Genomic DNA, 12,237 nt, shown 5'->3' with positions numbered 1-12,237 from the left:
CACTTGCGCAGGCTGGACATTGCTTCTACTACGCAGTGTCAGCCAGCACGACAGATTTCATAGCCACAGTAGAGGCGAAAAGGAGAAAACCTTGCCACAACTGGGTATGACCCGGACGATATAGAGGCTGTCGACAAGGCTCTCATACGGCTGTTTTAGAGACTGGTTTGTGCCAACAAAGACTGCCACCAGAGTCGATTTATGTAGGCCTGGTTAATGGTGATCACTTCGCCAGGGGTTGGCGTGTTGATAACCACCCCTTGTTGCTGAGCGGCTTTGAGCACTCGCTCCAGAGGGTCGTACCAGCTGTGGAAGGCCAGATCAAAGGTCCCGTTATGAATGGGGATCATGATTTTGCCACGCAGATCCAGATGTGCCTGCACGCTTTGCTCAGGGGTCATATGAATATCTGCCCAGTCGCTATCATAGGCGCCTGTTTCTATCAGGGTATAGTCAAACGGACCATAGCGTTCACCAATAACTTTAAAGCCCGGAAAATAGCCTGAATCACCGCTGAAATACAGGCTCTCATGAGCCGTTTTTATAACCCAGGAACCCCATAGGGTACGATTTGCGTCACTCAGGCCGCGTCCGGAAAAGTGTTGGGTCGGCGTAAAGGCCAGCATGACATCCTGCTCATGTTGCTCCTGCCACCAATCAAATGAGTGAATTTTTTCTGCTTCTATACCCCAGCGAACCAAATCACCCTCCACACCCAGTGGTACCAGAAACTGACGTGTTTTTGCGTTGAGTTGTTTCACAGCGTCTTTGTCGAGGTGGTCATAATGGTTATGCGAGATCAGCACTTTTTCTATCGGTGGCAGAGCATCAAGCGAAATTGGTGGCTGATGAAAGCGGCTTGGCCCGATAAATGAAAAAGGCGAAGCGCGCTCAGAGAAAACCGGATCCAGCAACCAATAAGCGCCATTCACTTTTAGCAGCACTGAGGAATGGCCCAGCTTGATGATATGAATTCCTGAGTCTGACAAGGCATCCAGCTTAGCACGGGTAATCGTTTCTACTGGTAAGGCTTGCTTGGGCTCAGCGGCGATTTTAGTTTCGGTAAAAAAGCGCCAGGTGATCGCCAGCGTTTTGCTCAGACTGGTCGGCATGGTTGGGTGCAGGTTTTTAAACCGGCCGCCTTGAAAATGCTCAGACTGATAATTCTGAGACGGTACGTGTGCATTGAGATTAGAGATCATGGAACAGCCCCCTGTAATGCTGCCTAAAACAACGGCAAAAATAACAAACCACTTCTTCATTGTGCTACCCAAAAGTAAACTACACTGTGCAGTTTACTTTTGTTTTGGCGCAAAAGTAAACTAAAAAGTGTAAATTTTTATGGTTCGGTCATTAAGTGGCTGACTGATAACACTTAATCACTATGTCGTGGTGCTGAAAATAGTTGCCTGAGTTTATTTTTGAGTCCCCTGGCTTTTTTCAGCTTGTTGAGTAACACCCGACATTCATGGAAATTGATAGACAGGAGGGTCTCTTTTGGTGCACTGCCGACGATCCCATAGCGGATCTTTTCTTCGGGCTGTATATCGATATAGGTGCCAAACAATTTGTCCCAGATGATCAATACGCCAGCAAAATTTTTGTCCAGATAACAAGGGTTGCTGGCATGGTGAATACGATGATGCGTTGGAGTATTAAATACCCATTCGAGCCAGCCAAGCTGACCGACAAGCTGCGTATGAACAAAAAACTGATAGGCGAGGTTAATGGCAACGATAGCCAGCACTGACTCGGGTGAAAAGCCCAACAAGATCATCGGGGTCCAGAAAAGCCACATTCCAACAACCGGGTACAATAAGCTTTGGCGAAAGGCGGTCGAGAAGTTCATATGCTTTGAACTGTGATGGACCACATGCGCCAGCCACAGCCAGTGTACTTTATGGGATGTACGATGAAACCAGTAATATAAAAAGTCCTGGAGTAAAAATGCGCCAACCAGGTTTAGAGGTGTCAGCGGCACGTCAAACAAGGCAAAAGTATGGAGCCAATAGAACAGCGGCATCAACAGGATTAAGGCCAGCATATCACTGCCCTGGTGCAGTAAAGCAAGTGCTACATTGTACAAGCTATCCCTGAGGCGATAATGCCGCCGGGCAACGCGGTACTCTGCTGCAATGGCAACAATAAAAACCGGACTGAGAAGCAGTAAAATAAGTTCAACAGGGAGCATACAGGGCCTCCAGTCGGGTCAATGCAAGGTTGATATCTCGTGTAACAACACGGCGAAGCACAAAGCCTGGTAAATACCTGGGCGCCGCAAAGCGTACATGGTAATCAACCCCGGTGGACTGCTTGTCAGTACTGCGACGCAGACGGATCTCGCCATGATGTTGCTTAACCGGGAAGTCGCCAACGATCTGATAGCGAATCGCATGTTCGTCGGCGTGCAGGATCTGCTCATAAAATCGGATCCCGAGCATGCTGACTTCCCGGATACAGCCACTGCCGCCCCGGATAGCTGGGTGGACAGCACTCTGAACGACTTTAAATCGCGCGTTAAAAAAACGACCCAACTGTTGGTGGTCCAGCAGGGTTTCGAGCACTGTATGGGGCTCAGCAGGGATCACTTTTTGACAAAGAATGTTGACCATAGATAGTTCCTTACGCATCGTTTTGTCTAGTGTAAGTAAGGTTTATCTGGCAATCTTGCGAATAGGCGACGTAAATTTGTCCAAATACGACATGGAAAATACTTTAGACAAAAATTACTTTAATGGTGTGCTGCTTTATCTGGAGCATCAGGGGGTGACTCTGGACAGTACTTTAGTTCAGTCTAAGACTATCGAGTCTGAATTAGGTACCCGAGTCCCGTTAGCTGATTACGAACAGGCTTTGCAGTTAGGGGCTGAGCGAACCGGCGACCCTCTGTTTGGCTTTCACCTTGGTCAATATATACAGTCTGCTGATTATGGGGTATTGGGTTACTTGGTGGAAAGCTGTGAAAACTTAAACCAGGCACTGTCGGCGCTGCTGCGCTACGATCAGCTGGTGGCCAGTATAGCGCAGGCTATTTTTCATCGCGAGGGCGCACTGGCAGTGATTGACTGGCTGCCAAATTCACAGGCTTCTCGCCATGTCATTCTGCGTAATCTGACCGGTTGGGTAGCTATGGTACGTACTCTGGTCCCTAAGCCTGTTTCACCCGAGTATATCAATTTAACCTGCACATTAAGTGAAGCAGAACTGTCGGTACTGGCTGGCTGGTTTGGTTGTGAGGTATTTGGCAATCAGCCTCGTAACCAGATAGCATTTCCACACGCTTATCTGTTGCTGCCTTTCAGGCGTGCTAATCAAGTGATGCGCGAGGAGCTGCTGCGGCTTTCAGATAAGGCGCTGATACAATTGCAACAGCACCAGTCGCTTGCGATGCAGATCCGCATTATGCTGGCTGCCAGCGTCGATCTGGGTCAGTGTCAGTTGAGCGAGATAGCAGCAGCCCTGAATAAATCGGGACGTCAGATACAAAGGCAGTTAAAACAATGTGATACCAGTTATTCTCAGCTGTTGACTGAAGAGCGGCTCAGACGTACTCAAGACTTGCTGGGTACTATGCCATTGGCTGAATTGGCAAGGGAGTTAGGGTTTAACGAGCAGGCTGCGTTTAACAAAGCCTTTAAGCGCTGGTATGGGTGTTCACCGGGGGTGTTCAGAAAACACAGTGGTAATAAACCACAGAATTGAAGCCAGTCTGGGGTCACGGGGCATTTTTAGCCCCGTTATCCGAAGTATTAAGTGAAATTGGTATTACCAGGTAATACACACAGAGCCACCGCCAGTACCAGGTTCTGGCTGCTGGTCCATATGACAGCCCGCACCACCTGAACATGCACCGTTACCACCACCAACCTGTGGCGTCATTTTGTTGTTGATTGTGTGAGATTGCTGAGACAGGTTTTTGTAGTTCTTCTTGGTCAGAGTTAACTTCATGATTAGTCCTTTTATAATTGAGTTGATTATATGCCAGCCTCTACAATTAGTTTGCAGAGCTGTACAGAATTTATACTGAACTATAAACGGCTAGTTGTATAGGTTGAATGTTAACCAGTGTAAATAAATTGTTTTTGATCTGCCAAGGAGGGGTTGGCAGATCAGGAGATACGCGTTACAGCGACTCGCTATATTCTGTCAGGATTTGCTCAATCCAGGCAGCGATGCGTTCGTCACTCTTTTCGTACTGGCTGTCTTCGTCCAGGGCAAGGCCTACAAACTGGCTTTTATCTTCCGTAAGTGCTTTAGAGGCTTCAAACTCATAATCGGCAGTATTGGGCCAGTAGCCTATAAAGTTAACACCTTGTGGGGCAATTTTATCGTGCAACATACCTAGTGCATCTTGAAACCACTGTCCATAGCCTTGCTGGTCACCCATACCAAACAGTGCGATGGTTTTGCCTGTGAGATCAACCTCGTCGATATCATCCCAGTGCGATTCCCAGTCTTCCTGCAACTCGCCGAAATCCCAGGTTGAGATACCAAAAATCACAAAGTCGAATTGCTCTGCGTTTTTTAACGGCTCATCTTTGATATTGTGGAGCGACAGAATGTCTTTACCTATGATCTCCTGCATTTTTTCTGCTGCCATTTCTGTGTAGCAGGTAGTTGAACCGTAAAATAACCCGATCTGCATAGTAGTCTTCGCTCAATTGGCTGTTATTATATGGCGCGAAGTCTACCTTATGGTGTAATGAATTGATACAGGCGGCCCGTGACCGATTTAGAAATATCTGACCCAAGCATGCACAACAATAGTGAACTGATAGAATCTTTCCTTGATATGCTCTTTCTGGAGCAGGGACTCAGCGACAACACCCTGGCTGCCTACCGTGCAGACCTGGATAAGTTTGTACGTTACGTTAGTGCGCATCATGATAACAAACCTCTGTTAACTATCAGTGGTGCGGATGTAGAGGCCTATCTGGCCTACCGGGTAGACGAAGGGCTCAAACCACGCAGCACCGCCCGTGCAATGAGTGCACTCAAGCGTTTTTATGCCTACTGGGTGACCAAGCAGGCAATCGCAGCGAGCCCTTTGACCCACATTGCCCAGCCTAAATTATCGCAATCTCTGCCAAAAACGCTCAGTGAAGAGGAAGTCGAGGCCTTACTCAGTGCCCCCGATGTAGAAGACCCTATGGGTCTCAGAGATAAAGCTATGCTGGAGCTGTTGTACGCAACGGGATTGCGAGTCACTGAATTGGTTGGCCTGCGGATGGAACAAATAAACCTGAGACAAGCAGTATTATTGGTGCGAGGTAAAGGCGGAAAAGAAAGGCTGGTCCCGATGGGAGAAGAAGCATTGCACTGGGTCGAACAATTTTTAAAGGTTGGTCGTGCTCAAATGGTCAAACACGCTAATGACTTTGTTTTCCCATCTAAACGGGGGATTGGCATGACGAGGCAAACTTTTTGGCATCGCATCAAACACTATGCTATGTTGGCAGACGTTAAGTCACCGTTATCGCCACACACGCTGCGTCATGCGTTTGCAACACATTTGCTAAATCATGGGGCGGATCTTCGAGTTGTACAAATGATGTTAGGCCATAGCGATTTGTCGACAACCCAGATTTATACGCATGTTGCCAGTGAGCGACTGAAAACGCTTCATCAGCAACATCATCCTAGGGCGTGATGGAATTTATTCGCAGTAATCCGGTCCTAGTGATTAACCAGAGCAATTTTACGAGAAAAACATGAAAAAGTTACTTTTAGCAGCGTCGCTTGCTTTCAGTGTGGGTGCTTTTGCCGACACAACACAAGAAGTCTCTCCGATGGCGGTGAGCCCTATCGCGTCTCAGTTTGCTGAGCTGGGTTTATCCGTAAAGAGCGTATCGGACAGTCCAATCTCGGGCCTTAAAACTGTGATCACCGACAAAGGCGTATTCTATGCCAGTCCGAATGGTCAATATCTGGTGCAGGGCACTATGATTGATGTGGCGAACCGCCGTAACATCACAGAGGATGCGCTGAGCGACGTACGTAAGAGTGGTGTCGCGCAATATCAGGATTCAATGATAGTGTACAAAGCCGAGAACGAAAAACACCAGATCACCGTTTTCACTGACATTACCTGCGGCTACTGCCGTAAACTACACCGTGAGCTGGAAGACTATCTGGCGGCCGGTATTACTGTTAAGTACCTGGCATTTCCACGTGGCGGCCTCAGTGGTAATGGCTACAAGAGTCTGATGAACGTCTGGTGCGCTGAGGATGCGGCATCAGCTATGACTGAAGCGAAGGCGGGTAATGAGGTACCGGACGTTAAAAATTGTCAGGCTCCGGTTGCTGAGCATTACCAGCTAGGTCAGAGCTTTGGTATTTCTGGTACTCCGGCTATCGTGTTGGAAGATGGCAGTATGATCCCTGGCTATCAGCCGGCTGACGCGTTGGCAAAAATATTAAATCAGGGAAGTAAAAAATCCTAAATCTGAGGTATACTCTCAGCATTTCTAAAAAGGCCTGCGGGCCTTTTTTGCTTTGTGGAGTTGTCCTTCACATTATCAGGTAGTTCAGAGAGTGTTATGCAAACAGAGATCCGGCCCAGATTACGCGTCGATGACAGTCATTTACCCGCCCATCTTCACCCGGTTATTAAACAGGTTTATGCTGCAAGGGGTGTGAAAGACGCCGTAGAACTTGATAACAGTGCGGCTACCTTGCTGGATTTTCGTCTGTTTCGTGACATGGACAAGGCCTGTGCCTTGCTTGAAACGGCGCTGCATCAGCAGCAAAGCGTGCTAATTGTCGGGGATTTCGATGCCGATGGTGCAACCAGCACCGCGGTGTTAATGGAAGGGCTACGCTTGTTTGGATTGCAACGGGTTGACTATCTGGTGCCAGATCGTTTCAGTCTGGGGTATGGATTGAGTCCTGCATTGGCAGAGCAAATTGTTCAGCTGGCACCGCAACTGGTGATCACGGTCGACAATGGAATTTCCTGTCTCGCGGGCATAGATATCGTTAAGCAGGCCGGTATTTCGGTACTGGTTACCGATCATCACTTACAGGGCGAGCAACTACCCAATGCCGATGCCATCGTTAACCCGAACCGCCACGATTGCCAGTTTCCTTCAAAATCCATTGCCGGAGTTGGCGTGGCGTTTTATCTGCTGGTGGCGTTTCGTCATCATTTGCGTGAGTCGGGCTATTTTGAGCGCCAGGGACTCACTCAGCCCAACCTTGCGTCCTTGCTGGACATTGTTGCTCTGGGCACTGTGGCGGATGTGGTCGCGCTGGATGCTAATAACCGGACTTTGGTACATCAGGGTCTGGCACGTATTCGCAAAGGTCAGACCCGGCCCGGGATCAGAGCATTGATTGAAGTGGCGAACCGCACCGCGACCAGGCTCAATGCCAGCGATTTTGGTTTTGCACTGGCGCCAAGACTAAATGCCGCAGGCAGGCTGGATGACATGAGCCTGGGGATTGCTTGCCTGTTATCCAAAGAAGAGCATCAGGCACGGCGCATCGCCGCTCAGCTGGACAGCCTCAATCAGGAAAGACGCGAGATTGAACAGGGTATGCAGCAAGAAGCGCAGGCGGTACTAGAGCGCCTGGTCGCAGCCCAGCAAAGCATTCCCGATGCGGTGTGTTTATATCAGGACGACTGGCATCAGGGGGTTATTGGGATCCTCGCGGGCAGATTGAAAGAAAAGTATCACCGTCCGGCGATTATTTTTGCCCAGGGCGATAACGACGAAATTAAAGGGTCGTGCCGCTCGATTGAAGGCTTACACATGCGCGATTTGCTGGAGCAGATCAACACCCGTCACCCGGACTTAATCGTTAAATTTGGCGGTCATGCGATGGCGGCCGGATTGACTATCAGAGAGGCAGACTTTAGCGACTTTAAACACACCTTTGAAACCCTGGTCAGCGAAACCCTCAGCGAAGAGCATAAGCAGTCGGTATTACTAACCGACGGTGAATTGCCGGCTGAGTGTTTTAATATGGACTTTGCCATGTTACTGCAACAGGCAGGCCCCTGGGGACAGCATTTCCCTGAGCCGGTGTTTAGTGGTGTGTTTGAGCTGGTGCAGCAGCGTATTGTGGGCGATAAGCACCTTAAGCTGGTGCTTAAACACGCAAGCGGTAAACTGGTAGATGCCATTGCGTTTAACGTCGATGTGCGTGCCTGGCCTAACACGGCTGCACAGGCCGCTGAGCTGGCTTATCAGCTGGATATCAACGAGTTTCGTGGTAAGTTTACGCTGCAATTAATCGTCAGAGAGATCCGTGCCTGCTAACAATTGCGATAAAGGCACAAAATGTTCTTATCTGGGGCTGATATCTATGCCTATTATTTGTTAGTATTGGCCGTTTAGACCGCTTATATAATCTTTAGACACAGCGGTCACACTATTTTCAGTCCAGTGGCACACAATTTTTGTCATTGGCTGCGTCACCATCACGTAAATTGGAGTAATGTGAATGTTTGAAGTGAATCCTGTGATTAATCAAATCAAGGAAATTCGCGAACGTACTGAACTTCTTCGGGGGTATCTTTGACTATGCTCTGAAACAAGAGCGGTTAGAAGAAGTTAATGCGGAACTAGAAGATCCAGCCGTCTGGAATGAGCCTGAAAAGGCACAAGCGCTGGGCCGAGAAAAGTCGAGCCTGGAAACCATAGTCGAAACCATAGACAACCTGGTAAGCGGTGCAGATGATGCCGAAGGCCTGGTTGAGCTGGCTGTCGAAGCAGAAGACGAAGAAACCTTTGCAGAAGCAGAGCAGGAAGTACTGGGCTTGAATGCCCAGCTTGAAAAGCTGGAGTTCCGCCGCATGTTCTCTGGTGCGCAGGATAGCAACGATGCCTATCTCGATCTGCAAGCTGGTTCCGGTGGTACAGAGGCCCAGGACTGGTGCAACATGTTGTTGCGTATGTATCTGCGTTGGGCGGAAGCGAAAGGCTTTAAAACCGAAATCGTTGAAGCAACCGATGGTGACGTAGCGGGGATCAAAGGGGCAACACTGCGTGTCAGCGGTGAATATGCTTACGGTTGGCTGCGCACAGAAACCGGTGTACACCGTTTGGTTCGTAAGAGCCCGTTCGACTCAGGAGGCCGTCGTCATACATCATTTGCTTCAGCATTTGTGTATCCGGAAATCGACGACAACATAGAGATTGACATCAACCCGGCAGACTTACGCATCGACGTATACCGTGCATCGGGTGCCGGTGGTCAGCATGTTAACCGGACAGAATCTGCGGTACGTATTACTCACTTGCCAACCAATACCGTGGTGCAGTGTCAGAACGATCGTTCACAGCATAAAAACAAAGATCAGGCCATGAAACAGTTAAAAGCAAAACTGTTTGAGCTGGAGCTGCAAAAGCAAAACGCTGAAAAGCAGGCCCAGGAAGATGCCAAATCAGACATTGGTTGGGGCAGCCAGATCCGTTCTTATGTACTGGATGACTCTCGTATTAAAGACCTGCGCACCGGTGTTGAGAACCGTAATACCCAGGCGGTCCTGGACGGTGATCTAGACAAATTTATCGAAGCCAGCCTGAAATCAGGCCTATAATCAACAAGCTAAACTAAGAGCTAAAAAATGACAGAGCAAATCCAAGACGAGAATAAACTCATTGCTGAGCGTCGTGCTAAATTGGATGCAATTCGTGATAATTGCAGCGCCAATGGCCATCCGAACACCTTCCGCCGTGAAGACTATACGGCTGATCTACAGGCTAAGTTTGGTGATAAGTCAAAAGAAGAGCTGGTTGAGTTAGATCATCAGGTCTCTGTGGCTGGCCGTATCCTTGCCAAACGTGGTCCTTTCCTTGTTTTACAAGACATGAAAGGTCGTATTCAGGCATATGCGTCTAAAGACGTACAAAAAGAGCTGAAAGCCAAATATGGTCAGCTGGACATCGGCGACATCATTGGTGTGTCTGGTCCGCTACACAAATCTGGTAAAGGCGATTTGTATGTGGATATGGTGCAGTACGAGCTACTGACCAAGTCACTGCGTCCACTGCCAGAGAAATTCCACGGCTTAACGGACCAGGAAGCTAAGTATCGTCAGCGTTATGTTGATCTGATCACTAACATGGAAACCCGTGAGACCTTCCGTATTCGCTCTAAAGTGATTGAAGGCATTCGTCGCTTCCTAGCTGAGCGTGACTTTATGGAGGTTGAAACGCCAATGCTGCAGGTGATCCCGGGTGGTGCAACAGCACGTCCGTTCGTGACTCACCACAATGCGCTGGACATCGACATGTATCTGCGTATCGCGCCAGAGCTTTATCTTAAGCGTCTGGTTGTGGGCGGCTTTGATCGCGTTTTCGAGATCAACCGTAACTTCCGTAACGAAGGTCTGTCGACTCGTCACAACCCGGAATTCACTATGATTGAATTCTATCAGGCGTACGCAGATTACAACGATCTGATGAACCTGACAGAAGACATGTTGCGTACTGTGGCACAGGACGTACTGGGTACTACTACTGTGGTTAACACGGTGAAGAACGCAGAAGGCGAAGTGCTTGAAACCATCGAGTATGATTTCGGTAAAGCGTTTGAGCGTTTGTCTATGGCGGATGCGATCATCAAGTACGGTCCGGACGCTGAAGCTTCGGCTCACATCTTTAAAGATCCAGAAAACCACTTTGACGAACTAGTCGCGTACGCGAAGAAAGTACACGTGAAGATCCCTGAGAAATGTGTGTGGGGTGCCGGCAAGTTCCTGTGTGAAATCTTTGAAGAAACCGCTGAGCATAAACTGATCCAGCCAACTTTCATCACGGAATATCCGTGGGAAGTGTCGCCGCTGGCACGTCGTAATGATGAAAACCCATTTATCACTGATCGCTTTGAGTTCTTCGTTGGTGGTCGTGAGCTGGCAAATGGCTTCTCGGAGCTCAATGATGCAGAAGATCAGGCTGCACGTTTTGCCCGTCAGGTTGAAGAAAAAGATGCAGGTGATGACGAAGCAATGCACTTCGATGATGACTACATCCGTGCACTTGAATACGGCTTGCCACCAACGGCAGGTGAGGGGATTGGTATTGACCGTCTGGTGATGCTATTTACTGACTCTCCGACTATCAAAGACGTTATCCTGTTCCCGCATATGCGACCTCAGGCTGACTAAGCCAGTCATTCAGAACAAACGAATTAGAAAAGCGCCTTTGGCGCTTTTCTTTTATGTATGTAAGAGATATCTGCTATGAGCCCGTTTAAGTCTCAAGATATTTATAAAAGCACAATAAAATCAGGAATAAGCTGGATAAGAATCTCTACAGGCCAAATTTGGATTTGAGGATGACTGCTGGCATATCCAGTGCATTTGCCTATACTGCTGTGATTATGAAAGGATGCAAAAGACCTCTGACCATGTCGCAACAAAAGTCAAAAGCACAACACGAACAGGCAAGGATGAATTACTGCCGTAGCTGTATCAGTGAATTTCAGCGTTTAGGCTATGTAGATGCCTTTATTTCGGAAGAAACCTCCCGCAAGCAATCCCTTTTGGACCACTTTAATATACAGTCAGACCCTAAAAGTGACTAATTTATGACAAATTAATCGGCAAAGCGCTTTAAAACACACCAAGCTGAACAATCTATCACCATACAGTGCTTTTTTACAAGAAAAGTATTTGACATATTTTCACGGTTCTATATTATACGCCCCACAAAGACGGAGAGGTGGCCGAGTGGCTGAAGGCGCTCCCCTGCTAAGGGAGTATAGGGTTTGTAGCCCTATCGAGGGTTCGAATCCCTCCTTCTCCGCCATTTATTTAAATGGTGTCTTTGTAGTAAAACGGACGCGTAGCTCAGCTGGATAGAGTACCTGGCTACGAACCAGGCGGTCGGAGGTTCGAATCCTCCCGCGTCCGCCACTTCTCTTAAGTGGTTAAATAAAAAGAGTCGGAATCAGGAAGTCGGAGGTTCCCTCTCCATAAAGTACGTCCCGGTCCGCCATCTTTCTCAGATGGTAAAAACAGAGATTACTTATTCAGGTAATAAAATTGAATAAATACGGACGCGTAGCTCAGCTGGATAGAGTACCTGGCTACGAACCAGGCGGTCGGAGGTTCGAATCCTCCCGCGTCCGCCACTTTTCTTAAGTGGTTAAATAAAGAGACTACAGCAATTCAGGTAGTAAAATAGAATTGAACGACGGACGCGTAGCTCAGCTGGATAGAGTACCTGGCTACGAACCAGGCGGTCGGAGGTTCGAATCCTCCCGCGTCCGCCACTTCTCTTAAGT

General features: G+C 48.5%; 11 protein-coding genes and 4 tRNA genes. 10 read left to right on the top strand and 5 right to left on the bottom strand.

Annotated elements, in window-relative coordinates; translation table 11 throughout:
- Positions 1-155: 155 nt before the first annotated feature.
- The 3 genes from ACXAH1_RS09890 to ACXAH1_RS09880 all read right to left on the bottom strand — a co-directional run bounded on the left by ACXAH1_RS09890 (position 156) and on the right by ACXAH1_RS09880 (position 2,612).
- A complete protein-coding gene (locus ACXAH1_RS09890) occupies positions 156-1,262 on the bottom strand; it encodes an MBL fold metallo-hydrolase (RefSeq protein ID WP_475196387.1) in 1,107 nt (368 codons plus the stop codon).
- Between the two features lie 113 nt (positions 1,263-1,375).
- Positions 1,376-2,191 carry a sterol desaturase family protein gene (locus ACXAH1_RS09885; RefSeq protein WP_475196386.1) on the bottom strand — a complete coding sequence of 272 codons (816 nt, stop codon included), beginning with the start codon at positions 2,189-2,191 and terminating at the stop codon, positions 1,376-1,378.
- Positions 2,178-2,612, bottom strand: a complete 435-nt coding sequence (locus ACXAH1_RS09880; protein ID WP_475196384.1) for an SRPBCC family protein — start codon at positions 2,610-2,612, stop codon at positions 2,178-2,180. Before ACXAH1_RS09880 ends, ACXAH1_RS09885 begins: the two co-directional genes overlap by 14 nt.
- Before the next feature lie 76 nt (positions 2,613-2,688).
- Between ACXAH1_RS09880 and ACXAH1_RS09875 the strand changes: the two genes are divergently transcribed.
- Entirely contained in the window at positions 2,689-3,702 is a 1,014-nt protein-coding gene (locus ACXAH1_RS09875) for an AraC family transcriptional regulator (RefSeq protein WP_475196383.1), read from the top strand.
- A gap of 63 nt (positions 3,703-3,765) precedes the next feature.
- On the opposite strand, the gene ACXAH1_RS09870 is transcribed toward ACXAH1_RS09875, so the two are convergent.
- Entirely contained in the window at positions 3,766-3,948 is a 183-nt protein-coding gene (locus ACXAH1_RS09870) for a hypothetical protein (protein ID WP_253048531.1), read from the bottom strand.
- 175 nt (positions 3,949-4,123) lie between these two features.
- Positions 4,124-4,645 (bottom strand): flavodoxin FldB, encoded by a 522-nt coding sequence (gene fldB, locus ACXAH1_RS09865; RefSeq protein WP_475196381.1) that lies wholly within the window; start codon positions 4,643-4,645, stop codon positions 4,124-4,126.
- A gap of 108 nt (positions 4,646-4,753) precedes the next feature.
- On the opposite strand from fldB, the gene xerD reads away from it, so the two are divergent.
- From xerD to ACXAH1_RS09820, 9 genes are all read left to right on the top strand, one after another.
- Complete coding sequence (xerD, locus tag ACXAH1_RS09860; protein ID WP_475196741.1) at positions 4,754-5,650, top strand: site-specific tyrosine recombinase XerD; 897 nt, start codon at positions 4,754-4,756, stop codon at positions 5,648-5,650.
- Positions 5,651-5,711: 61 nt separating this feature from the next.
- A complete protein-coding gene (gene dsbC, locus ACXAH1_RS09855; RefSeq protein WP_475196379.1) occupies positions 5,712-6,443 on the top strand; it encodes a bifunctional protein-disulfide isomerase/oxidoreductase DsbC in 732 nt (243 codons plus the stop codon).
- 96 nt (positions 6,444-6,539) lie between these two features.
- Positions 6,540-8,264 carry a single-stranded-DNA-specific exonuclease RecJ gene (gene recJ / locus ACXAH1_RS09850; protein ID WP_475196378.1) on the top strand — a complete coding sequence of 575 codons (1,725 nt, stop codon included), beginning with the start codon at positions 6,540-6,542 and terminating at the stop codon, positions 8,262-8,264.
- A 184-nt stretch (positions 8,265-8,448) separates the two neighbouring features.
- Positions 8,449-9,547 (top strand): peptide chain release factor 2 gene (gene prfB / locus ACXAH1_RS09845; RefSeq protein WP_138544869.1). Its coding sequence is split into 2 segments (ribosomal slippage): positions 8,449-8,523 and positions 8,525-9,547, totalling 1,098 coding nucleotides; the frame shifts between segments, so codons are not numbered across the junction.
- A 27-nt stretch (positions 9,548-9,574) separates the two neighbouring features.
- Entirely contained in the window at positions 9,575-11,116 is a 1,542-nt protein-coding gene (gene lysS, locus ACXAH1_RS09840) for a lysine--tRNA ligase (protein WP_253048522.1), read from the top strand.
- A 550-nt stretch (positions 11,117-11,666) separates the two neighbouring features.
- A tRNA-Ser gene (locus ACXAH1_RS09835) sits at positions 11,667-11,759 on the top strand.
- A 30-nt stretch (positions 11,760-11,789) separates the two neighbouring features.
- A tRNA-Arg gene (locus ACXAH1_RS09830) sits at positions 11,790-11,866 on the top strand.
- 141 nt (positions 11,867-12,007) lie between these two features.
- Positions 12,008-12,084 (top strand) — tRNA-Arg (locus ACXAH1_RS09825).
- Positions 12,085-12,148: 64 nt separating this feature from the next.
- Positions 12,149-12,225: transfer RNA gene (locus tag ACXAH1_RS09820), tRNA-Arg, on the top strand.
- The last annotated feature ends 12 nt before the right edge of the window (positions 12,226-12,237 follow it).

It is taken from the genome of Pseudoalteromonas sp. AWH4_217 (assembly GCF_056161105.1).
This window is presented reverse-complemented; position numbering and strand designations above follow the sequence as displayed.